General features: G+C 37.0%; 23 protein-coding genes. 9 read left to right on the top strand and 14 right to left on the bottom strand.

What is annotated here, in order from left to right:
* Positions 1 to 4: 4 nt before the first annotated feature.
* The 3 genes from modB to CW745_RS14150 all read left to right on the top strand — a co-directional run bounded on the left by modB (position 5) and on the right by CW745_RS14150 (position 2610).
* Positions 5 to 703, top strand: coding sequence for a molybdate ABC transporter permease subunit (modB, locus tag CW745_RS14160; protein ID WP_101109343.1), 699 nt, complete (start codon positions 5 to 7; stop codon positions 701 to 703).
* Entirely contained in the window at positions 696 to 1766 is a 1071-nt protein-coding gene (locus tag CW745_RS14155) for an ATP-binding cassette domain-containing protein (RefSeq protein ID WP_101109342.1), read from the top strand. The genes modB and CW745_RS14155 overlap by 8 nt, the downstream gene beginning before the upstream one ends.
* 109 nt (positions 1767 to 1875) lie before the next feature.
* A complete protein-coding gene (locus tag CW745_RS14150) occupies positions 1876 to 2610 on the top strand; it encodes an EAL domain-containing protein (protein ID WP_101109341.1) in 735 nt (244 codons plus the stop codon).
* Here CW745_RS14150 and CW745_RS14145 read toward each other — a convergent pair.
* Positions 2607 to 3566 (bottom strand): serine protease, encoded by a 960-nt coding sequence (locus tag CW745_RS14145; protein ID WP_101109340.1) that lies wholly within the window; start codon positions 3564 to 3566, stop codon positions 2607 to 2609. The two genes, CW745_RS14150 and CW745_RS14145, sit on opposite strands and share 4 nt — an antisense overlap.
* A gap of 219 nt (positions 3567 to 3785) precedes the next feature.
* Between CW745_RS14145 and CW745_RS14140 the strand changes: the two genes are divergently transcribed.
* The 3 genes from CW745_RS14140 to CW745_RS14130 all read left to right on the top strand — a co-directional run bounded on the left by CW745_RS14140 (position 3786) and on the right by CW745_RS14130 (position 7595).
* Positions 3786 to 4130: a 50S ribosome-binding protein YggL gene (locus CW745_RS14140; protein ID WP_101109339.1), complete on the top strand. Its 345-nt coding sequence runs from the start codon at positions 3786 to 3788 to the stop codon at positions 4128 to 4130.
* A 143-nt stretch (positions 4131 to 4273) separates the two neighbouring features.
* A complete protein-coding gene (locus CW745_RS14135) occupies positions 4274 to 5383 on the top strand; it encodes a DUF5610 domain-containing protein (RefSeq protein WP_101109338.1) in 1110 nt (369 codons plus the stop codon).
* Positions 5384 to 5666: 283 nt separating this feature from the next.
* Positions 5667 to 7595, top strand: a complete 1929-nt coding sequence (locus CW745_RS14130) for a chitinase (RefSeq protein WP_202973202.1) — start codon at positions 5667 to 5669, stop codon at positions 7593 to 7595.
* Between the two features lie 868 nt (positions 7596 to 8463).
* On the opposite strand, the gene CW745_RS14125 is transcribed toward CW745_RS14130, so the two are convergent.
* Positions 8464 to 9084, bottom strand: coding sequence for an AhpA/YtjB family protein (locus tag CW745_RS14125; RefSeq protein ID WP_101109337.1), 621 nt, complete (start codon positions 9082 to 9084; stop codon positions 8464 to 8466).
* Between the two features lie 102 nt (positions 9085 to 9186).
* Here CW745_RS14125 and serB point away from each other — a divergent pair, with 102 nt between their 5' ends.
* Complete coding sequence (gene serB / locus CW745_RS14120) at positions 9187 to 10233, top strand: phosphoserine phosphatase SerB (protein ID WP_238596825.1); 1047 nt, start codon at positions 9187 to 9189, stop codon at positions 10231 to 10233.
* Between the two features lie 111 nt (positions 10234 to 10344).
* On the opposite strand, the gene CW745_RS14115 is transcribed toward serB, so the two are convergent.
* From CW745_RS14115 to sbcB, 11 genes are all read right to left on the bottom strand, one after another.
* A complete protein-coding gene (locus tag CW745_RS14115; RefSeq protein ID WP_101109336.1) occupies positions 10345 to 12684 on the bottom strand; it encodes a PilZ domain-containing protein in 2340 nt (779 codons plus the stop codon).
* A gap of 183 nt (positions 12685 to 12867) precedes the next feature.
* The gene (locus CW745_RS14110; protein WP_101109335.1) at positions 12868 to 13248 is read right to left on the bottom strand and encodes a PilZ domain-containing protein; all 381 of its coding nucleotides are present in this window, start codon (positions 13246 to 13248) and stop codon (positions 12868 to 12870) included.
* 2 nt (positions 13249 to 13250) lie between these two features.
* On the bottom strand, positions 13251 to 13928 hold the full coding sequence (locus CW745_RS14105) for a M15 family metallopeptidase (RefSeq protein WP_101109334.1): 678 nt from the start codon (positions 13926 to 13928) through the stop codon (positions 13251 to 13253).
* Entirely contained in the window at positions 13919 to 15058 is a 1140-nt protein-coding gene (dapE, locus tag CW745_RS14100; protein ID WP_101109333.1) for a succinyl-diaminopimelate desuccinylase, read from the bottom strand. The genes CW745_RS14105 and dapE overlap by 10 nt, the downstream gene beginning before the upstream one ends.
* A gap of 9 nt (positions 15059 to 15067) precedes the next feature.
* Positions 15068 to 15415, bottom strand: a complete 348-nt coding sequence (locus CW745_RS14095; protein ID WP_101109384.1) for an ArsC family reductase — start codon at positions 15413 to 15415, stop codon at positions 15068 to 15070.
* 128 nt (positions 15416 to 15543) lie between these two features.
* Entirely contained in the window at positions 15544 to 16053 is a 510-nt protein-coding gene (gene crr, locus CW745_RS14090) for a PTS glucose transporter subunit IIA (protein ID WP_101109332.1), read from the bottom strand.
* Between the two features lie 79 nt (positions 16054 to 16132).
* Positions 16133 to 17854, bottom strand: a complete 1722-nt coding sequence (ptsI, locus tag CW745_RS14085) for a phosphoenolpyruvate-protein phosphotransferase PtsI (protein ID WP_101109331.1) — start codon at positions 17852 to 17854, stop codon at positions 16133 to 16135.
* A 40-nt stretch (positions 17855 to 17894) separates the two neighbouring features.
* Positions 17895 to 18152: an HPr family phosphocarrier protein gene (locus CW745_RS14080; protein ID WP_101082110.1), complete on the bottom strand. Its 258-nt coding sequence runs from the start codon at positions 18150 to 18152 to the stop codon at positions 17895 to 17897.
* Between the two features lie 392 nt (positions 18153 to 18544).
* Positions 18545 to 19510: a cysteine synthase A gene (cysK, locus tag CW745_RS14075; protein WP_101109330.1), complete on the bottom strand. Its 966-nt coding sequence runs from the start codon at positions 19508 to 19510 to the stop codon at positions 18545 to 18547.
* Between the two features lie 119 nt (positions 19511 to 19629).
* Positions 19630 to 20205, bottom strand: a complete 576-nt coding sequence (locus tag CW745_RS14070) for a hypothetical protein (protein ID WP_101109329.1) — start codon at positions 20203 to 20205, stop codon at positions 19630 to 19632.
* Between the two features lie 59 nt (positions 20206 to 20264).
* Positions 20265 to 21725 (bottom strand): exodeoxyribonuclease I, encoded by a 1461-nt coding sequence (gene sbcB, locus CW745_RS14065; RefSeq protein ID WP_101109328.1) that lies wholly within the window; start codon positions 21723 to 21725, stop codon positions 20265 to 20267.
* 133 nt (positions 21726 to 21858) lie between these two features.
* On the opposite strand from sbcB, the gene CW745_RS14060 reads away from it, so the two are divergent.
* Positions 21859 to 23028, top strand: a complete 1170-nt coding sequence (locus CW745_RS14060; RefSeq protein WP_101109327.1) for a site-specific integrase — start codon at positions 21859 to 21861, stop codon at positions 23026 to 23028.
* A gap of 56 nt (positions 23029 to 23084) precedes the next feature.
* Entirely contained in the window at positions 23085 to 23480 is a 396-nt protein-coding gene (locus CW745_RS14055; RefSeq protein ID WP_101109326.1) for a DUF3465 domain-containing protein, read from the top strand.
* Positions 23481 to 23537: 57 nt separating this feature from the next.
* Here the strand turns inward: CW745_RS14055 and CW745_RS14050 are convergent, their stop codons facing one another.
* Positions 23538 to 24095, bottom strand: a complete 558-nt coding sequence (locus CW745_RS14050; RefSeq protein ID WP_101109325.1) for a hypothetical protein — start codon at positions 24093 to 24095, stop codon at positions 23538 to 23540.
* Between the last annotated feature and the right edge of the window lies 1 nt (position 24096).

The following is a 24096-nucleotide window of genomic DNA, read 5'->3' as shown; positions in this document are numbered from 1 at the left end:
TTTGATGTTAAACCAACTCTTTACAGAGCTAGATTTAAGCGCCATCTATTTAACGCTTAAGCTAGCTGGAATAACAACGTTTATTTTGTTAATTTTTTGTCCACCATTAGCTTGGTGGTTAGCAAGAAGTAAAGTTTTTTTTCGTCCCTTTGTTGAATCTTTAGTTGCTTTGCCGCTAGTTTTACCACCTACTGTACTTGGTTTTTACTTGTTATTATCATTCTCTCCCGAAAGTAGCTTAGGATCGTTTTGGTTGAAAATGACTGGTAATGGCTTAGCTTTTTCATTTTCAGGGCTCGTCATTGCCTCACTTATCTATTCATTACCTTTTGTTGTACAGCCATTACAAAGTGCCTTTGTTAATTTAGATAAAAGCTATCTCGAAGTCGCAAAGACGTTAGGTTTTGGGCCGATAAAAACCTTTTATAAAGTAATTATACCAATGACTTTGCCGAGTTTTATCATCGCCGCTTCATTAGGCTTTGCTCATACCGTTGGTGAGTTTGGCGTAGTATTAATGATTGGAGGTAACATACCCGGGGAAACGCAGGTATTATCGATTGCATTGTTTGATCATGTAGAAACCCTCCAATATGAACAGGCCCACACGCTTGCATTCTCTTTACTTGCATTCTCAATGTTATTGCTTATGTTCATTTATGGTGTGCTACAAAAACGTCAGCAAAGGTTAAATAATGGGTGATAATAAACAGGGGAGTTTATTATCCTTTGAATTAACCAAGAAATCGCTTTTTTCTTTTTCAGGCGAGCTAGAGTTAAATGGTGTTTGTGGAATCTTTGGTGATTCTGGTGCGGGAAAAACAACTCTTGTGCGAAGCTTAATTGGATTGGAAAGCGGATTTAGCGGTGACGTTTCGTTTGCTGCTTGCCAATGGCAAAGTGAGCACGTTTTTATTAAGACTGAAAATCGTGCGGTAGGTATGGTATTTCAAGAGCCAAGGCTATTTCCTCATTTAGATACACGCGGTAATTTATTGATTGCTGAATCAAAGCAAAGCCTTTACTCCTTAAATGAATTAGCGCATTTATTACAATTTAGCACTTTACTAGACAAGAAAATATCCATGTTGTCTGGTGGCCAGAAACAGCGTATAGCGATTGCTCGCGCTATCTTAACCGCGCCTCAAATGTTGATTATGGACGAACCTCTTTCATCTTTAGACAAGCATAGTCGCAACATATTACTGCCATTCATTAAAAAACTTTCACAACAGATTCCAGTGTTATACATAACGCATTCAATGCAGGAATTATTCTATTTAGCAAATAATATGATGCTTGTACATGAAGGGAAAGTAGAAGCAATTGGTAAGCCACAGGTGTTATTCTTAGACCCTTCATTAAGTTTAGTGAAACATGCTGACTGTGGCTTATTGTTAACGGTTGAAAATTTACGTTGGAATAATGATGATCTTATGTGGCAAGGGACAGTCGATGATCAAGTGATTAACTTAACATTTGATAAAAACATGACCGATACCGTTTTGCAGATTAAAGTCGAAAGTAAAGATGTGATCATAGCGACAGAGATGCTAACAAGTAGCTCTTTACAAAACTGTTTGCTTGCGACCATGACTCAAATTGAGAAAATTTCAATTAGTCATATTCTATTGACCCTTAATCTCGGCCAGCAATCCTTATTAGCTAAAATAACAGTAAAGTCTTTGCAGCAGTTGAAACTTAAAGTTGGTCAAAAGGTTTACTGTTATATCAAAGCTGTCAGTATGATAGGTGAATTGCCATAAACTTAAACTCAGTGTCATTAAACTTTAATCATTGTTAAGTACAAATGATTTACATGATAGTGGTTATCAATTACATTTGGGGGATGTATTTTAACCCAATGGAATGACAATGACGCATGCACACCACTTAAACCCGCCACAACTTTTAGAACTAATGGATAGCAAACGTTATGGTGCTGAATTTCAACCTATCGTTACCACTGCAGGCGAAGAGATCATTGCTTACGAAGGATTATCCCGTTTTTATACTGTCGGTGGCGAAGCTATTAGGCCGGATCTGGTTTATGCATCCCTACATGATAATCCCCTAAGCTTGTTTCAAGTTGAATATGAACAGAAAAAATTACAGCTTGCTTATGCGCCAAATAATACAGATATCTTTGTTAACCTAGATCAAGACTCATATTCTGCATCCGGAATGCTTGATGGTAATAATCCCTTTGTTAAGTTGTTTAAAAGCTATCATAAGGCTAACGTGATTGTAGAGTTAATTGAAAACTCAGAATTAAGTGATGCAGTGATGAGTTTATCGATGATTGACAACCTCGCTAAAAATAAAATTAATACCGCTATTGATGATCTTTTTAATCCACAGTCAATGTTATCAACGTCTGTTGTACAGATGGTTGATTACATTAAATTAGATAAATACGTCATTGAAAAACGCCACAGTAAAAACTTCATGCCACTGGTTAATGCAATGATAACTTATGCACATGAAACAGGGAAAAAAGTAATTTTAGAAGGGGTAGAAACAGAGCAAGACTTACAATTTGCTAAGCAGATAGGAGCTGATTTAGTACAAGGGTTTCTATATAAAAAATGGTTTAAAAATGTAACCTAATCTTTAGTATCAAAGATATATTTTTTAACCTGAGTGATCGTCATGTGTCCGCTTAAGTGGGATATGCTCTCTTTTTCGGTTGTTTTACTCTTAAAGCCATAGCAGCGTTTATCTCTTTGTAGACCAAATACAGAAGTTAAACCACGATTTACCGTGATTGCAATAAGATCACCTGTTTCATAATCAAACAGTGGTCCCCCCGAGTTCCCTTGCTGTGTTTGTATATTTGTCGTCATGTAGTTGGTGGTTGTAATAGATTTAAGGGATCCCGTACTATTTTGTTTTAATGACAAGCCCAAAGGGGGGCCTACAGAAATAACTTTTCTCCCGCTAAAGAATGGTCTGAAATTAATTTTAAATGGCAGAAGGCCTACCACCGGTTTTGCTAATTCTAACAGAGCAATATCACGGTAACTCGTATAATCGAACATATCAGGTGGGAGAGGGCCTATGCCAATCTGTTGTCGTTGACGATTAATTTTATTTCTTTCAACGGAATAACCTGATTTTATGATGCTAAAGTCGCGAAAAATAACGCGCTTTACTTTATAGCCTTGCTTAAAAGAGAGGTCGTCCGTTTGTTGGTAATTAAAAAACCAGATTTTCTTGGCGATGTTTTCATCTACACAATGCCCAGCGGTAGCTAGTATATTGTCTTTTATTAACACACCACTGCAGCTACCAATAGCAACATCTGTGCTGAAAGGGATATCTTTACACACATTTTTATTGGCCGTATTTTTGTAAAAAATTGACAGGATCCGCTCTGATAATGGGTTTTTTTTATTAATATCACCGTCTTCGACTAAAATTCCAGTGTTGGTTAACATATGTCGGTGCTTGATAGTTTGCATGTTGCTATTTTTAAAATCAATTATGCGAGACTCAGGAAGAGCACCTGCAAAAATTTGCAGTGAATACAGGCAAAGTAAAAGACTGACTAAATAAATATTCATTAGAAAAGCATAAGTACTATTACTTAATAAGTTAAGATCACAAATAAAAATAAAGTCAGTTTATTTTTATTCTTGGTATGATCTTGGTTTTGTTTTGTTTTGTTTTGTTTTTTGTCGCGAAGTGTTCACTAGTAAAAATTGATACTTTACAGTGATTTTTTATGCTTTGTTGGCCGTGTAACATATACAATGGTGACGTAATTAAATACTGGAGTATCTATGAAAACAACGAATCACATAAAAAGAAGTAATCGATTAAATAAAAAGCTATATGTCGGTAAGTATGCAGTTTTAGGATTTGAAGTCTCATTCACGTTTACTGAAGTTGATGAAAGTGTGTTTGATGGCTTTTTTTCAGAGCTCGTCGAATTTGTTGAATCTAGGAACCTTATATTAGGTGGGGCTGGTGGTTCGCATCGTTTTGTCATTTATGTTAGTAGCTACGGGCGTTATATTAGCGCCACTGATTCAGATCGGAGTGCGTTTAAAGACTGGTTAACGTCACGTGATTACATTAGTGATTGTAATGTTGCACCATTGTCCGATGCATATTATGGTGTTTAACTCGTAGACACCGTTGACGGTCATTAATTTATTATTTGAGTCATTTTTATCAGCTTTTAATATAAGCATTTTTATTTTAAATGCTTAATAAATTTTAAATGCTGCCGATAACCTCTAGGTGTACCCCTTTATTGGAGAAATATATGAAGGTTGAACTTTCAAATTTTCAGCCTTTAGCCTTGTTTAATCAACACGCTAAAGGCGCGCAACAATCTGATGCCGATGTTAAAGATAATCGTACTACCCACATTGATAAAAAAAATGTAGCGACCAATATCATCAATGACCGCCTCAATAGCGCATTAGGCATACCGAACGAAACTGAAAAAAATAATGAAAACAATTTTGACTTTGAAAGTGTAAGTAACAATATTCTTGGTTTTGTTACGGATGCAATCACGAAAGCAAAAAATAATGGTGCAACAGAGAGTGAACTACAGCAAATGTTTTCTGATGCCCAAAAAGGAATAAAAGAGGGGCTCGGTGATGCCTCAAAAGAGTTGAAAGGACTTGGTCTATTAAGTAATGATGTTAAAAATGGTATAAAAGAGACCGAAGGTTTACTTAAAGAGGGTCTGAAAAAGCTTAATGATGATCTGTTTTCAGAAAATGAAGATTCGCCAATGCTTGCTGGAAATTATCGTGAAGGAAGCCATTATAGTTTAAGTAAAGATGCGAGCTACAGCATCACCACTAAAGAGGGGGATGAAATTAAGATCACTTTTAATTCTGATTATAAGCAACAAAGTGCTTCTGTAATGAATATGAAAAATGGTATTGGTAGCTTTGCAACTTCAAATAAAAGTGAGTTTCAAGCAGCATTTACTATTGAAATCAATGGTGAACTGAATGATGATGAACAACAAGCTGTTAATGAATTGATGGGGAATCTACAAAACGTAAGTGATCTATTTTTTTCAGGTAACTTAGATGATGCTTTTGAAAAAGCCAAAACGATTTCAATGGATCCTACTCATTTAGCCGCTTTCTCAATGGACTTGCAACGCACAGAAACTGTCGCTTCTATCAAAGAATATCAACAAGTCATGCCTGGTAAAGAAATTGCACAGCAGTTTTTACCCGTTAATGATGAATTAACAAAAGCCTATGAGCATGCTAAACCATTTGCTATCGAAGAGCACCTTACCGATCTACTTGGTTGGTTAATGCCCGAGCAAGATTCAAGTGATTTACAAAAATATAGCCAATCGATAATCGAACAATTACAGAATCTAGATAACATTACAGCTTAAAAAATAAAACTTTAGTGGCTGATATATAACTTTTTCTTGATTATAAAAACATCAGCAAGTAATCTACATTGGTTATTGTCATTTATTTACTAAGCATATGGAAATGCTTGATAAGCATATAGACAAAATAGTATTAAATGCTCAGGATGAACATATAATACTATTTGGTAATTTTTACATTCCCCTGTGGGAACGTGACCATTGCTGGTTTCTATTCGTTATTGATCGTTTCTCTTCGCTTAGTTAAATATATATTTAAATTTATTTAACAAGGATGAGTTAAATGTTTACATTTAGTCCCGCGAAGAAAGCAATATCTATTGCATTATTTTCTTCATCGCTAGCAATGTTCAGCCATGTTGCACTTGCAAATTCAACGACAGTTACCCCTTTTGTTCCGGGTAAAACAGTTATCAAAAACGGTGACACTACCTCTTATGACGGTGTCTGCTATATTGCCAAAAATGGGCCTGGTAGTTGGGAAACGCCAAATGCTAATTCATGGTTTTGGACAGTTGCTGATTGTAGTAATACTGTTGAGCCAACTCCAGTAATTATTCCAACGGGTACACCAACCGTAGCTCCAACAGCTACTCCAACAGCTAAACCAACGCTAATTCCAACATCGACACCAGTTGATACAACTGAATTTATTGCTGGTAAAACCAAGGCAAGTAATGGCGATGTAGTAAGTTACCAAGGTAAATGTTTTATCGCTAAAAATAATCCTGGGACATGGGAAACACCAAGTACAGCTTCTTGGTTCTGGGAAGAAACAAGCTGTGGTAGTGTAGCAACACCAACACCTGTAGTTATTACACCAACGCCAGTTGTGATCACCCCAACCCCAGCTGTCATTACGCCAACGCCAGTTGTTATTACGCCAACACCGGCATTTGTTACTGTTTTACAGTGTGGTGTTTACGTAACTTATCCAATTGATCAGCCAATTCCGGTTCCTTCTTGTGCGCCTTCTCCAACACCGGTCGTTGTTACACCGACACCTACTGTTGCAACTCCAACGCCTCCACCATTTAATGGTGAGTTAAGTGTTACAGAAGATGGTAGTGGTGGTTTCTTAATTCCTCGTGCACAACTTTCTTCAATTGAAACAGAGTTGACCAGTGGAGAGCTATTTGACCTTATCCGTGCAGATGCTGTTACGCTTGATAATGAATCAGTAGAAGCAGTAGAGCCTCTTCGTCTTGCTAATCCTGAAAATGTCTTACGTGTTGAATCGGTGATTGATAGTGAGCTATGGGAGTTCTTATTCCCAATTCGTAACGAAGCATACACTTACCGTCGTTTCTTACAGGCAATTGCTAAGTTCCCTGCCTTCTGTCGTACCTACGAAGATGGCCGTAATTCAGAAGAGATCTGTAAGCGTTCTTTAGCAACTATGTTTGCTCACTTCACTCAAGAAACGGGTGCTCATGCTCCAGGTTGGGAAGGTGCTAAAGGTAACCCAGAGTGGCGTCAAGGTTTGTACTATGTGCGAGAAATGTACAAACAAGAGACAGATACAACAGGTCCATACAACGCTTGTTCAGGTTGGCAGGGCGATCGTTGGCCATGTCAAGGCAAAAGCTACTTTGGCCGTGGTGCTAAACAGCTAAGCTGGAACTACAACTATGGACCATTCTCTGAAGCGATGTTCGGCGATAAGATGGTACTACTTAAAAATCCTGAGTTAGTGGCTGATACGTGGCTAAACCTTGCTTCTGCGGTGTTCTTTTATGTTTACCCACAACCACCAAAACCAAGCATGTTACATGTGATCGATGGTACGTGGCAGCCAAATGCAGCTGATAAAGCAGCAGGTATTGAACATGGATTTGGTGCAACGATTCAAATCATTAACGGTGCATTTGAATGTAATAAAGGCACAACATCGAATCAAGCTAAAAGCCGTATCGCGTACTACAAAGAGTTCTCGAACTACTTAAACCTTGATATTACTGGTGAAAAATTAGATTGTGCTGACATGAAACCATTTAACACAGATGGTGCTGGCGCATTGATGATTAACTGGGATAAAGATTGGGGCTGGAATGCAAATACACCTGCAAACCATAGCTTTAAGTGTAAATTAGCACCATATCAAACAGCTTATAGCGCATGGTCTGCTGGTGATTATGAAATGTGTGTTGAGGATAACTTTAACGTACAAGCAACTGATGAAAATGGTGTTATTATCCCTAAAGGTGAATAATATATTGTAAAGTCAGGCACTACATATCAATGTCTGCTCGCTTAATAAAAAACCAATATCTATGTCGATATTGGTTTTTTTTTGCAAGTTAAAGACTTAGGGGCAGTTGAACTTTCAAGTTTATTATCTCAATATTTTATTGGCTATTGCTGTAATAGCAAATCCACTAAATAACTGATCAATATTAGCCGAATTGGCATAATGACTTCGTCAATACCACGCAATACAAAAAAGGAGCCACTTTTCTGTTTATACAAGACTGAGCCTATGACATGTGATTATTCCATATGAATAGGCGAAAGTTTCAACGAAGAGGTAAGTTGCTTTAATCAGTAAAATAGATCAGCTATTTATTTCGTTTTGTATTAATGCAAAGCGGAATTCTCCTGAGTAGCCGTTGTAATTATGGCGTGATAAGGAAGGGGGGAACTATTAATGCGTATTATGAGGATAAATAATTTTATAGTGATACTATAACGTGAATTAAAAAGTAGATAGGGCAACTGCATCACATGACTTATAGGCGGAATCTCAAGGTAAAGCAATTCAGTTATGGAGAAGCAAAGCGTCGCAATAACGCTAGTACCTCGGGCTTTTATGCAAAGTTATTTAACAAGAGTCCGTTACTGCTAGGATAATCCGCCTTAGATTTACGCGAAACATAACGGTATGTACCTTAAAAATATATCACTATATGATTCAAAATAGAATAACGCTTTCATTAACAACAATTGAGGCTATTTAACTACTTATTATTCCTATCTAGAAGAAACTATAATTACTTTAGTTTCTTAGGCTTTGCCAACTAACAACAAAAATTTCCTTAGTATTTAAAAATTCAATATAAAACTCCTTAACCCTACTGAGGTTAACTTTTTTTATTCATGGCGATTAAATTTGGTATTAGCTTATTTAAGCGGTAATAGGCTGCCTCTGCTCTACGAAAGAAAAGTGCCATTATTAGGCTACCTGCGAAAAAAGAGAGTAGTAATAGTAAAGTGAGTGTTTCAAGAGATTGTTGTTGATAATTAAAAATCAAACGTAAGATATGATCTTGTTTTAGTGAGATCCTGATGTAGCCGATTTTTTTATCTTCTTTGTATAATTCAGCAATATACGGAATAACGCCTTTGATATCATCGTTTACTGGCTCATTTATTTTTAAGAGAATTGGCAATAAAAGTGGATCGTTTGATTGATAAAGAATTTTTCCTAAATGGTCATAAATTGTCGCGTCTCTTACCATTGGATCATTACTGAGCTCATTAATTAATAATTGCAGATCTTTACTTTTCTTTTGCCCCAAGTAGCGAGATGCTTCCGCCGCTGCTAAATTGGTAAGTGAATATGAAAACTTTTCTGTTTGCTGATAGCGGACTTCATTAGAAATAACACGTAATTCATTTAACTGAAACAGAATAACAACGCTAACCACTATCAGCGTCGTTATTTGTAAAGCTCGCAGTCCATAATACATTTTGCTCTTCATTGAAAATCCTTTAATCACTTGTAATCATCAAGTGCAATCGTTATTGTTGTTTGTGCTTCAGCGGATGAGGCTCATCTAAATTTAAATGATAGGTATATTACTTTGAAAACGATAGAAAAACTGCAAATTCCTTCAAAAGCTCAGTCATTAATTGAATGGCGCGATGATTTAAAACAAGATGTGGCTGATCTTGAAAATATTTTCTTTGAAAATAATACGTTAACTTTGCGAACTAAGGCAGAATTTTGCTCAAAAGCCGAGCTTATTATTATGGGCGAAACGCTTACAACTGCGCAACTTAATACATTACTTTCATTGCTTAGCTCACAAGGTGTTGCATCAACAATGCTTTTTTCACCAGAAGTTATTGCTGATGTGGTAACCATGCGTTTTTTGTTGAGTGACTATCCTGATGTATTAAAAAGTCAATTAGAGCTGTTTGCTAAACAAGCGACTGTAGACTTTGCGCTAATGGAGAAATTTCCAGATTGGTCTAAACCAGGTTTAGTCTTGATGGATATGGACTCAACGACGATTCAAATTGAATGTATTGATGAAATAGCGCGTTTATATGGGGTGGGTGAACAGGTTTCTGCAGTAACTGCACTTGCGATGCAAGGTAAACTAGATTTTAATGAAAGCTTACGCACACGCGTCAGTAAACTGGAAAATATGCCTATTTCAATCTTAAAAGAAGTGGCTGATAATATGCCATTGATGCCTGGTTTGACATCATTAATCGCCGGTTTAAAGCAAGCTGGGTGGAAGGTCGCTATTGCCTCTGGTGGCTTTAATTATTTTGCTGAGCGTTTGCAAAAGGATCATGGCTTTGATTTTACGATAGCTAACACGCTTGAAATAGAAAATGATTATTTAACCGGGACTGTGACTGGGGAAATAGTCAATGCAGACGTGAAAGCTCGCACTTTAAAAGAGCTTGCTGAGCAATACTCGATTCCCATGTCACAAACAGTTGCCATCGGTGATGGTGCAAATGATCTGGTGATGATGGACGCTTCTGCGATGGGAATTGCGATTCACGCTAAACCAATCGTGCAAGAAAAGGCTGCTATTTCTTTAAATAATCTTGATCTGCAAGGTGCGCTTGCCATTTTAAGTGCGCATAAAAATGCGTCTTGGAAAAAGTAGACTAAAAACTTAGCGTCCAGTAGTGGGCTTTAATGTTTATTCTGTTGCGAATGCACATTACAACTCACTACTGCTTAAAGAACGAACGCCCATATTTGCTTAGTATATGCTTTACGATCTGTTGTTGACCGCATTAATAATCTCTTCTGTTCTATCAGTTATTTCAATCATTCCCTCAACTGCTTTTAATTCCTCTTCAAGTTTTTTGGTCAAATGAATAGCAAACCGTGAAATCGCTCTAATTTCAGATTTTATAGTATTAATATCAACACTTGGTAATGAAGTTAAGCGATAATGTAATGCATAGAACCCCCCTGTAAACTGGCTCTCTTTTATAAAGTTTACTTTTGCCTTTTCTGAGTTAAAGTCGTCATCGAGGAAACTTTCAATATGCCACTTTCCTTCACTATTTCTTACTACATTGACATAGATAAGTGCCTCTTTACGCACCATTTTTTCTTCGCTATCTTTAAATTGCTCTATGACTAATCGTTCATAAAGCTGATTATTAGCTAATGGGTAAAAGTTTAACTCATAGGGAGTATCACTTTTCAAGCTGAATAATTTATGCAGAGAATGATGAATGCTATCTATTGCAGAAAATTTAATCGTCGGTTTATTAGCAATTTTACTAATGAAGAATACAGCATTTAAAAAAGACTCTTCTGCAATGTCTACTAAATGTTTTGAAGTGGGTTGCTTAGCGCCTTGTAAGGGGATGCAGGTAAAATGTTTTTCGTTATTTTTAACAAGCGTAGAAAAAAAATGCTGACAGATTTCTAAGCTTTTCTTTTGACAAACTTGTAAATGTAAAATATTGCTTGGTGAGGTTTTTATAACCCGATATTTAAGCTCTTTTAGTGGGTAGGATTTTGAAATCTTTTGTAATTCGGTAAAACTAATTTTAAGAACCGCGCCGATCGGAAAAGCGCTAATTTGTTTTAGTTTTACTTTTAAACCAGATAATGAAAAATCAATAAGATGTCCGCTGAAATTATTCTTTTTATCAGTGATTTTCACTTCGCTCTTATAGAGATAACGCTCCTCTTTACGCCTTTCTTTTGAGAATAGGGTAAAGCTCTTCGATTTTGCTTTACTGTCGCTAGCGCGATGTACAAATTGATTAAGCTGGTTTACATCATTATTATCAAGCTTGGTATTAATGTCGAAAGGGTAAGCTTTTGTTAGTTGTTGCAACGTCGCAAGGTGAGTTACCTTTTTAAATATTGCTGGTGTTGGCTCGGTAATATCTTGCTCAGTAGAGGAGGTGTATTTTAATGGGCGTAAAGTAAGATGGTAAACACGCCAACTCACCTTACTTCGACCACAATTAATGAACAGTTGCTTAAGTCCTTTTTCAAGCAACTCCTCTTCTGTAGCTGAGAGAAAATACTGCTTACCTTGAACATTATGAGTAAAAGTATAAACAGTTGTTGCTTGCTGCTTTGACATCTGTGCAATTAGCTTTACAAAACGTAATTCATCAAAAAGTAGGGGTAATTGGTCAATTTGATCGCATTGCCATGCATCACTAATCTTATTATTAGTATTATTGTTAAGTGTAAAAAGGAGTGGTGTTGGAGACTGCTCATTAAGATAAATGGGAAGAACCGCCATTCCATTTAAGTAGCTATGTTTTAATGCGCTGATTTTAGCGAGTTGATAGTAATAATGTACATCAATTTTGTATTTATACTGGTTAATGCGAATAAAGTCGCTGATAAATGATTTAAAGGTATCATTGCTATCGTGATAGTTTAAATAAAAGTAACTGTGATTATCGATATCATTTTCTTGTTTTACTAATCGATACTGAATTGCCTGTGATAACACTTTATCATGATATTCTAAAGCCAGACCTGTAAAAGTTATCGAGACTAATTCATCATTGGCCAATCGAATATCATCTTCTAGCTTAATTTTTACACCTGTGACAGATATGTTTGAGGTGTATGCTTTAAAACGTAAACCATCATTTGTTTCTGCTAAAACTTCAGAAACAAAGAACATACGCGGAGCTCCGCGTTTGTTCTTCTGTGAAAGTGTTAAATATTCACATTGTTCTTTTGTAGTTTGCTTAGGTTTTTTGATTTCATTTTGTTTATTTAGCTTGCTTTTTTGCAGACTTACAAATTCATGAACAGCCTCAAATGCACCAACAGTATATAGACCGTATAAAGCGATATTATCCTTAAGCACTGGAATAGTCGCTTTAGTTAAGTAGTGTTTAGTCCCCTCTATTTCGAATAACGTACAGGCTTCTGTTACTTTGTCTCGAAGGTCAATTAATCGCTGGCAAGGTTTGGCAAGGCGATTAATTTCCATTTTAATGAGAAATTTATCGCTGTTACTTTCACCAAATAAAATTTTATCGAGTAACTCGTTAAAATCAGGCGTTTGGCGAAGTGGGATAAGCTCTTTTATTTGCGACTGATAAGCCTTTAAATCCATAACTAACTATTTTTCATCCCTTGGTTTTATTTAGTATTTAGTTTATCTGCTATGAACGCTAAATGTTTAGCTTTATTGAATAATATGGGATCAATATAGTTAAAAAGGTAACTAAGTGTAAGCCGTTACCTTTTATAGTAGAATTGAAATAAAACATAGTAACCAATTGATAATATTTGGCTTCTAGTTTTCGTCAAGGTTAATTAACTGAGACATTTCACGATGCATCAATGCTTCATCTGCTAAGTTTAATTCAATCAATCGCCTTAGGTGTGAAATACTCTCGAGGCTAAGTGTTAAGAACTTGATACCAAGTAAACCCTCTTCTTGATGGCAAACAACGCCATTTATTTCCAAAATTATCTCTGAACCTGCAAGTGTTAAATTAAGATTAACCGCAACATCCGGTTCATTATGCCAATCTTTAGGCGATTGCACGAGCGCACCATTGAGTGAAATATCGAGGAGCTCTGTTTCAAATAGTTCGATTTTACCGGCAATCTCTTCACTTAATGAACAGTCACCAGAAAAAATTACACGTGAAAAGCGGCGTCTTTCTGACATTTTTATTTCCCATATGAGTTAATATTACAAATATATTTCTCATATATCATAGGTAACTGTTGGCAAATTAGCGACTTACCTAAGATATTATTTTCCATAATGAGATCATAAAGGGTGGAAGCGGTTATCTCTTTAAGACAACCTTGTGCTATGGGATAATAGCTAATGTGCCAAGGCTCAGGCGCTACCCCCCCTAAATCATGTTGATAGGGGCGATAAAAATCGAACTGGGACATGTTATCACTGAGCCATTCGCTCAAAGCTGAGAAATATCCTCCATTCTGATACTCAGCGTTTATAAGTTGTAAGCTACGATTTACTGGTAATAAAGTGGGATCATAAATATCAAAATCGGTTCCCCAATGGTGCCGACTGGCACCGGGAAGAGCAGACCAGTGTAAGATTGCATATAATTTTTCTAGCTCAGATATACGCGAAATATCAAGGCGGTTCTCATTTTTATCGACCACTTTGTTTTTACCCGAGTATTTATTGTTCCAAATTAGTTTTTGGCGCTCAAAACTACGAAAACCACTGGCGATTTGTAAGTTAAAACCAGCACGTTTTGCTGACTTTTGTAGTTCAATAAATGGTGAACGCACTTTATGATGCAATAAGGTCTGCTTATTGAGCAAACAGAGGTGTGTTTCTACCTGCCCAGTTAACTCTACTAATCGCATGTCAGTAAATTTTCTAAGGTAACTTGATATATATCGACTAATGACTCTAAATCAGCCACATTAACGCTTTCATTAATTTTATGGATGGTTTTATTGCTTGGACCTACTTCCACAACCTGAGCGCCTGTTGGCGCAATAAAGCGCGCATCTGAAGTGCCTCCACTAGTAGAAAGCTCTGTTGTTAATCCTGTTACTTGTTTAATCGCTTCGCTAACTGCATCCGTCAACGAACCAGGCTGTGTAATAAAAGGTGAACCGTTATAAGTCCAGTTTACTTCATAGTCGACATCATGTGTCTTTAAGGTCGCCTCAAAGCGAGAAATGATTTGCTCTGCAGTTAATTCGGTTGAGTAGCGGAAGTTACTTTGAATTTGCGCAGTGCCTGGGACGACATTACTTGCTCCCGTTCCAGAATTAAAATTTGTTATTTGAAAACTAGTCGGTGGAAAGTATTCATTACCTTTATCCCATTCCGTCGCAGTCAAATCTGCCATTGCAGCCATACAACTATGGATCGGATTTTTGACTAGATGTGGATAAGCTACGTGGCCTTGTACACCCTTAACTGTAAGTTCGGCTGTTAAAGATCCTCGACGACCATTTTTGATGGTATCACCAACATGATCAGTACTTGAAGGCTCACCCACAATACAGTAATCGATTTTTTCATTACGCGCTTCGAGTGTATCAATGACACGTGTAGTGCCATTAATAAAGGGGCCTTCCTCATCGCTTGTAATAAGCAATGCGATAGAGCCGTTATGATTTTGATTCTGTTCGACAAATTGCTCAACAGCGATCATAAACGCAGATAATCCACTTTTCATATCTGCAGCGCCACGTCCATAAAGGTAGCCATTTATGACCGTAGGTTGAAATGGAGGGCACTTCCATAGATGTTCTGGACCAGTCGGAACAACGTCGGTATGTCCGGCAAAGCAAAAGAGTGGCCTTGCTGTACCACGGCGCGCCCAAAGGTTGAGTGTATCTTCGAATTCCATCACCTCACAGACAAAGCCTAGTTTTTCTAAGCGTTCAATTAATAAAGGCTGGCAACCTGCATCGTTAGGGGTGATAGAGGGGCGACTAATTAAATCTTTTAATAATGCTAATACGGGAGAGTCAGACATGGTAATTCCTTAAACGGCAAAAAAATCTTGATATGCTTGTGCTTTGAACCCTAATTGAGAAGCGTCTCCATGAATTATAAGAGGGCGTTTGATTAATGTTGGGAACTCAATAAATAATTGAATCGCATTAACTTCATTAAGCGTCTCTTTTTGTGAATCACTTAGTGCACGATAACTTGTACTGCGCTTGTTTAATAAGTCAGTCCATTTATGTTTAGTAAGGAAGCTCTGGATTAATGATTCATCTAAGCCATCTTTGCGGTAATCATGAAAAGAGTAATCGATGTTATTTTGCGTAAGCCACTTTTGTGCTTTTTTGACCGTGTCGCAATTGGGGATACCATAAAGAATTGTCACAATATTTTGTCCATGAAAATAAAACAATTGTAACAGATGAGACGCAAACAAAAAGAGTCACCTAAGTGACTCTTTCTATTATTTCGTTTTTCGTTCAATCAACAAGTAAGTTAATCTGTTGAAAATGACTATTTAACGATTTTTAATACTGCATCTGAAGCAACTTCTACAGTGCCAGACATTTTTTGAAGCTCTTTAATCTCATCCATGTTTGAAATTACAACAGGTGTTAAGATTGATTTTGCTTTGTCTTTTAGGAACTCTAAATCGAACTCGATAATTGTATCTCCCGCTTTTACTTTTTGGCCTTCCTGTGCAACGCGAGTGAAACCTTCACCTTTTAGCTCAACAGTATCAATACCAAAGTGCACGAAAAGTTCGATACCAGTGTCTGACTCTAAAGAGAAAGCGTGATTAGTTTCAAAAATTTTACCGATTTCACCATCACAAGGTGCAACCATTTTATTACCCGTTGGGCGAATTGCGATACCATCGCCAACAATTTTTTCTGCGAAAACAACATCTGGCACATCTTCAATCGCTACTATTTCACCTGAAAGTGGTGCAACGATGTCAATTGTATCATCAGATTGTGTGTTACCTGATACTGCTTTTTTTAATGAATCGAAAAAACCCATGGTTTAACTCCAAATTTTGATTATGTGTAAGTTACTAAACGGATCAATTACTTGAATAAGTATAGAACCGTTATTTAAATTAGTTAATGCCTTTGGTCTTATTAAACTCAGTTACCAGGGCTTCGATTTCAGCTGCAGTTGCAACTGATAATGCTTTATCGGCTAATGCTTTAACATCGGTAAAATTAGTATTACGGATAATTTTCTTAACCGTCGGGATTGAGATTGCACTCATAGAGAACTCATCAAGGCCCATACCTAATAATAGAAGTGTTGCGCGCTCATCTCCGGCAAGCTCACCACACATGCCAGTCCATTTACCTGCCGCATGAGAAGCATCAATGACAGTTTTTATAATGCTTAATACAGACGGTGTCATCGGATTGTAAAGGTCAGAAATCAATTCGTTACCACGGTCCACTGCTAATGTATATTGAGTTAAGTCATTGGTACCGATACTAAAGAACTCAACTTCTTTAATTAAGTGGTGAGCAATTGCAGCTGCCGCCGGTGTTTCAATCATAACGCCAATTTCAATAGCTGGGTCAAAGTGATGGCCTTCTGCAGTTAATTCAGCTTTTAGCGTCGATAAAATTTCTTTAAGTTTACGAATCTCTTCAACTGAGATGATCATCGGGAACATGATACGCACTTTACCAAATGCTGAAGCGCGAAGTAATGCACGTAGTTGCGGGTTCATAATTTCAGGGCGATCAAAGCAGATACGAATTGCACGCCATCCTAAGAATGGGTTCATCTCGGTTGGTAAATCTAAATATGGTAAATCTTTATCGCCACCAATATCCATTGTGCGGATGATACAGGCTTTGCCTTCCATCGCTTCTACAACTTCTTTATATGCAATAAACTGCTCTTCTTCAGTTGGTAGCTGGTCTCTATCCATGAATAAAAATTCAGTACGGTATAGACCAACACCTTCAGCACCATTTCGCTTTGCACCATCTGTATCTTTTACGGTACCAATATTAGAGCAAACCTCTACATGATGACCGTCAAGGGTCATTGCAGGCAGATCTTTTAATTTTGCAAGTTCTTCTTTTTCTGCAAGGAATGCTGCTTTAATTTCTTTAGCGTCGGCTAATTCAGCTTCGCTTGGGTTAATAATGATTTTGTTATTTAGCGCATCTAGAATAACAATATCACCATTTTTTGCACGTCGAGTGATATCGTTGGTGCCAACAATTGCAGGAATCTCTAAAGAGCGAGCCATAATAGAGGTATGTGAAGTACGGCCACCGATGTCAGTAATAAAACCTAAAACTTTATCCAGATTGATTTGCGCTGTTTCAGATGGAGTTAAATCGTTTGCTATCAAAACAACTTCTTCACTGATATTGCTTAAGTTTACAATCTCAATACCTAGTACATTTTTTAGCAAGCGACTTCCGATATCACGGAAATCGGAAGCTCGTTCACGCAGGTAGGGATCATCAAGCTCTTGTAACATAGTAGCATTCTCTTCCACAATTTGGTTAATTGCGAAATCTGCAGAACACTTATGTTTCTTAATGTAAGCTACGATATCTTCTTCTAGCTCTTCATCTTCAAGAAGCATAATATGCCCTTCAAAGATTGCCTCTTTCTCTTCACCGAATGTTTCAAGTGCTTTTTGTTTAACCACTTCAAGCTGAGCAGAAGCTTTTGCGCGTCCATCCAGGAAACGAGAAACTTCTAAATTTGTATCTTCAACTTTATCCGTGTTGAGAGAGATTTCATCTTCCTGTAATAACAATGCTTTTGCGAAAGTGATGCCAGGGGATGCTAGAATGCCAGATATCATAAATGATCCTTATAAATGTCGAACTAAAAAAAAGAGTTTGTTATACAAGTGTTGCCATTAATGCAACTAAAGTATCAACTGCTTTTTGTTCGTCAGCGCCTTCAGCTTTAATATTTACTGATGTACCTTGAGTTAAACCTAAAGTTTGTAGCTTGAATAAGCTTTTTGCACTTGCAGATTTACCGCCTACTTCTACTGAGATATCCGATGCAAATGATTTTGCTTCTTTAACAAACTGAGCAGCTGGACGAGTATGAAGGCCGTTTGGAGCTGTAATTGTTACTGTTTTTTGATACATGGAAACACCTTAAATATTAGTAAAAAATATCGTTATATCTGCAATACAAACCAGTTATAACAATGAATAAAAACTGTTGTAGTAAAGTAACCAATAAATATTAAAATGAATTTAATCTAGGTCAAGTTTTCTGCTACAAGTCACAATTTTACAGAATTTAATATTAGTTTAAAAAAGTAAAAATGCATTACAACATCCATATTGTAGTTAGATAATCCTTAAATAGCGGGGGCGGGTCAATAGGTTTTTACTAAATAAGGATAAAAAAAAGCTGAAAAACAGGGTGGTTGCGGGATTTTTGTACATATATTGAAAGGGGAGCATTAAATAAAAAAGGCACTAAAAGTGCCTTTTATGAAAGTTATTTTTATTGACTTACATTGTAAGACATATTATGCGAAAGTTTCGCCTTCAAATACACCTGCAAAAAGTGCTGTTGAAAGGTAACGCTCACCAGAACTTGGTAAAATTACAACAATATTTTTATCTTTATATTCAGGTTCAGCAGCTAAACGCGATGCTGCAACAACTGCCGCACCTGACGAGATACCCGCTAAAATACCTTCTTCTTCCATCAAGCGACGCGCCATTTCAATTGCATCATCATTGCTTACTTGTTCAGCACGGTCGATAAGAGAAATATCTAAGTTCTTAGGAATAAAGCCAGCGCCAATACCTTGGATTTTATGCGGTCCAGGCTTCACATCTTCACCGGCTAGTGTCTGTGAAATCACAGGCGAGTCAGTCGGCTCAACAGCAACACTAACAATCGCTTTACCCTGTGTCTCTTTTATGTAACGACTAACACCAGAAATTGTACCACCAGTACCTACACCTGCAACAAACACATCGATTTCACCATCAGTATCGTTCCAAATTTCAGGACCGGTTGTCTTCTCATGAATCTGTGGATTTGCAGGGTTTTCAAATTGGCGTAATACAAGGTACTTTCCTGGATTAGATTCAGCAAGTTCCTCTGCTTTATTGATTGCACCTTTCATTCCTAAAGCGCCATCAGTCAAAACTAGGTTTGCGCCTAATGCTTTTAATAGTTTACGGCGCTCAATACTCATTGTATTCGGCATAGTAAGAGTAATTTTATAGCCACGAGCAGAAGCTACAAATGCAAGTGCAATACCCGTGTTACCACTAGTTGCTTCGACTAGCTCAACATCTTTAGTCAGCGTACCGTTCTTTTCAGCTTCCCAAATCATATTTGCACCGATACGACATTTAACACTGAAGCTAGGGTTACGACTTTCAACTTTTGCAAAGACATTACCAGACGTTACGTTATTTAAGCGTACCAGTGGAGTGTGACCGATAGTTTGTGAGTTATCGCTGAATATTTTTGACATTATACTTCCCTTGTTGACGGTTGATTTAACTAAGTGAAAACAGAATAGCGGAACTGTAGAAAAGGAGGAAATATAATTTTGTTATAGGATATGGAATTTAGTGATAACGCACGAAATGATTAAAATTTTGATTCAAAGCCTAACAGTGCATTGCTATTACCATAACCAGGTATTTCACTATTGGAGATGATTATCTTAATTTTACTTGTATTGCTTGTATTGAAACTAATACCAGCTCCTACTGAAAGTGAGCTACTGTAAATGTTCATCTGTTCTGTGTTAGATAAATAATTATATAGCACTTGATCTGAAGAATAATTACTTAAACGTTTAGTTGATGGATCTGAAAAGTTACCAAAGAGTTCAATATTTACGCCTTGATTATTTTCTGCAACGAGCGGGATAGCAACAAGTTCATAGTGAGAATTTGTTTTAAAGGTGCTATCAGTGATCGATGTTGTAAATGTGATCGTATTGTAAAAAGAGGTAAGAACTTCATCCAGATATTGGTAAGTAGCAACAGGTACTTGATAGACCGTCGTTAAACTTAATAGGTCATACTGTTCTTCTTGTTTGAGGCTTTTCTTTTGAAATTCGACCTGTAAGCTATTGCTTGGTACATCGTTCGCTAAACATATAAAGCTAGGGGAAAGAACAAAAAAAGCGATCGTATTACGAAATGTAGATATCTTCATACTTCCTCCCTGTATATGATGTGAATAAAATCTGAGCAAGATTATACGCTATGACGAGATTATTTACAGCTTAAATAATTCAAATAGTGATGTAATTGTTGCAGTAAATCAATTTTGTCTGGACTGTGTTGATACTCCATAGCTAAAGCATCAATTTTTTCAATATAACTTTGTTGATGTTCTAACAGGTATAATTGACATTCCCGTTGCCATTTTTCTTGTTCTTCTAACTCTAAATATTGTTCACCGTTACGTGCGCGATAGTGCCAAAGTAACTTTGACAGACGCTCGTCTTCAAAATCGAATTGCCTTTTGGATAAGCTTTCAATCCCTAGCTCAGATATCTGATTTATAAGCGATTTATCTTTATTGGAAAAGAACCCACCACTGTATAACATCTCCTCTACGCTTTGTTTTTTGACATACTCTCGCTCTTCTGAAAAAACTAACTGTAGTTTTTCGCTTAATTGAGGATGTGATTTTATGAACTCAAGTGATGCCCTACATTGTGTTCTATCGATGCCTAATTCATCAGCACGTTGCTCTGATAATGTTTTAGCAGGAGCAACAAATGGGCTTTTATTAATATGGACAAGTTTTATTGCTGGACGGTCGATACCTTCAGGAAGTTCTGCTTTTGGCGTATAGAGATAATGGCGGATCTCTTCAATGTTCATTGTCTCCAGTGCTGTTAGATCCTGATTAAGGTCAACGACAATGATCGCATTTTTATTAGTTGGGTGATTAGCAATAGGAAGAATATAAGAGATACAACCTTGTAGTGCCGGAAACATTCCTGATACATGGATCACAGGAGTAAAGCTACCAAGCTTGAGTGCGGCAAGGACGTTCCCTTTGTGGCGTAGATTAAAGCAATAATCAAATAATTTAGGTTGTTTTTGTTTGATCAGCTTTGCAATAGCAATCGTTGCGTATACGTCGCTCATCGCATCATGTGCTTGATCATGGGCAAGTTGATTTTCTGTCGTTAATAATTCTAAACGAAATGAAGGGACATCGTTATCATCCAAAGGCCAGTTAATTCCTTCGGGCCTTAATGCATAACAAGCGCGAACAAGATCGATTATATCCCAACGAGAACAGCCATTTTTCCACTCTCGCTGATAAGGATCTAAAAAATTTCGATACAGTGTAAAACGTGTTACTTCATCATCAAAGCGTATACTGTTATAGCCGACAGCACAGGTATTAGGTTGACTAAATTGATAATTGATATGAGTGATAAATTCATTTTCAGGAACGCCGTGTTGTAGGGTCTGCTGAGGCGTAATACCTGTAAGTACGCAAGCAACCGGATCTGGTAGATAATCACTAGGGATTCGGCAGTACCATTCATTAGGTTCGTCAATCGCATTAAGCTCAAGGTCGGTACGAATACCTGCAAACTGGGAAGGGCGATCTGCACCAGGATTCAGCCCAAAAGTTTCATAATCGTGCCAGTATAAAGTGGGTTGTTGGCTATTGTTTGTTAATGTAGCTTCTTGTGATGATTTACCCATTTTATGCTTTATATCCTCTATGCTTGCGTTGCTTTTCTGTTTCTTTTTGTTCTTTCTTGTTATTGTTTGTTACTTATCTTTTTTGTACCTTAGCTTGTACCTATTTTAAACTTGCTTTGTACCTTGGTGACTTATGGCATTAACAGACTCAAAATTAAGAAGTATTAAGGCTCCATACACAGGTAAACCAGAGGTTTTTGACCGTGATGGTTTAACTATTCGAGTATCTAAAAACGCTGTTATCGTTTTTTACTTTCGTTTCCAGTGGTTTGGAAAGCCACAACGTATGAAAATAGGACGTTATCCTGAGGTTAAACTAGCTGAGGCGCGAGAGCAAGTTATTAAACTCAGGAGAGCTGTGTTTGATGGTGATGATCCGCGTCATATACTCAAAGGTGGGGCTGAACATGAACTGCTAGGTAATATTGCGCAAGAGTTCTTAACCTTGCGCGTGGATAAGGAGTTAAGTAAAAAGTCCCAAGCGCTTTACCATTCTACTTTTAATAAGTATGTGGTCCCCAATGCCTCTATCAATGTTGAACGTTATAGTTATACCCAATGGATTGCTTTTTTTGACCGTATTAATAAAGATTCCTCACCTGAAAATGCGGGTAATATTTTAAGTCGCTTTAAAACCTTTGTTCGTTGGGCTAAGTCACGAGGTCGAATTAAGCAGTCCCATTTACTTGATATCCCAACCTTGGCAGTTGGAAATCATCAACGTAAACGAGAACGAACATTAGAATGGTTTGAAGTAGCCAAATTATGGCGTGAGATTGAGATGAGTAGGGCGGCGTTAAGCTGTCGCGTTTGTACTCAACTATTAATTTTAACCGGTGCGCGAAATAGTGAAATTCGAGAAGCCCATTTGAGTGAATTTGACTTGGGGCGATCGCTTTGGATACTACCAGCTGATCGTTCTAAAACTAAAAAAGCAATAAGGCGAGCACTCTCTGATAAGGTAGTTGAATTAATTAAATCACTAGATTTAGCTTATGGCCATGAGCGTGAGTTTTTAATACCTGGTCAATCTGCTAAAAAACCATTAACGAGTCATGCACAAAACCGCTTCGTTCAACGGCTAAACGATAGAATGAAATTAGACCATTTTGTTCCTCATGACTTCAGGCGAACAATTGTAACTCGTTTAAGTGAAAATGGTGTGATGCCTCATGTCACTGAGAAAATGTTAGGGCATGAACTCGGTGGAATAATGGCTATTTATAATAAACACGATTGGTTAGATGAACAATTAGCGGGTTATAACCTATATTGGGAGTTGTTAGAAAAACAACTTAGATAAAAAGTTCTTCCTTTATATAGGGAATTTCAAAAACGCATCATTGTATAAGGAATCACATGAAAAAATTATTCTCTTGTTTGGTTTTACTCTTTAGTTTTATCTCATTTCCATTATGGGCAGATGATGCTGTTATTGAGCAAGCCTTTCAATCACAGCAAAGTGATCTCCAAGTACAAGGGATCGGAAAAGTAATTAAGGTGTTGCCCGATGATACGAAAGGCTCAAAGCATCAACGTTTTATTCTTAAGCTACGCAACAAACAAACTCTGTTAATAGCCCATAATATCGATTTGGCACCAAGAATTCCTCATTTGCAAAAAGGTGACATGGTTGAGTTTTATGGTGAATATGAATACAACAAAAAAGGTGGTGTTGTCCATTGGACCCACAAGGATCCGCGCAACAAACATGCTCATGGTTGGTTAAAGCATAATGGTTATAAATATGAATAATGCGAGATGTAATTTCCATTACCCACATTAAAAGTTGTTAGAATGTTTTAATTGATATTATGAGGCTAAAAAATGGTTTAAGGGAACAACTATAACAGATTTAGCGATAGTATCTGGTACGGAACAAGTGAGCTTACTTTTAAGGTCATCAATAAACCTAGCTTGTTCAACCTTATTCGCTTCTTCAATAGGAGGAACAACGACAACATATAACGCTTTGTCATTAAATTTCTCGGGTAAATTGGCTAACTTTTCAGGTAGTGCTAACTGTATTACACGAGAATCTTTAGCCTTTTGTTTTAATTCATTGGCTATCTCTTTATTGAATTGTTTTCGGAGGTCTTTTTTTATTTTGGGAGACAGATTAGAATCAGAAATCTGAAGGATTTTATATTGTATTTGAACATCATGAGCAAATAAATCGCTAAATTCAACATAGAGAAAACCACGTTCACTATTAATTTCAAAATAATCTACAGATTTCAAGCCAGAAAGCAGACAATGTTTTTTTATGCCTTCCCCATCAACTTTGTATCCTGATCTTGAACTTGTTAATGCAGAATGTTGGGGCATTTCATGGTCCATAACTTCAAGAAAGCGGCTAATACAATCCATT

The sequence above is a fragment of the Psychromonas sp. psych-6C06 genome, from assembly GCF_002835465.1.
Classification (GTDB): Bacteria; Pseudomonadota; Gammaproteobacteria; order Enterobacterales; family Psychromonadaceae; genus Psychromonas.
The sequence above is the reverse complement of the archived record's forward strand: the minus strand, read 5'-3'. Positions and strand labels throughout refer to the sequence as shown.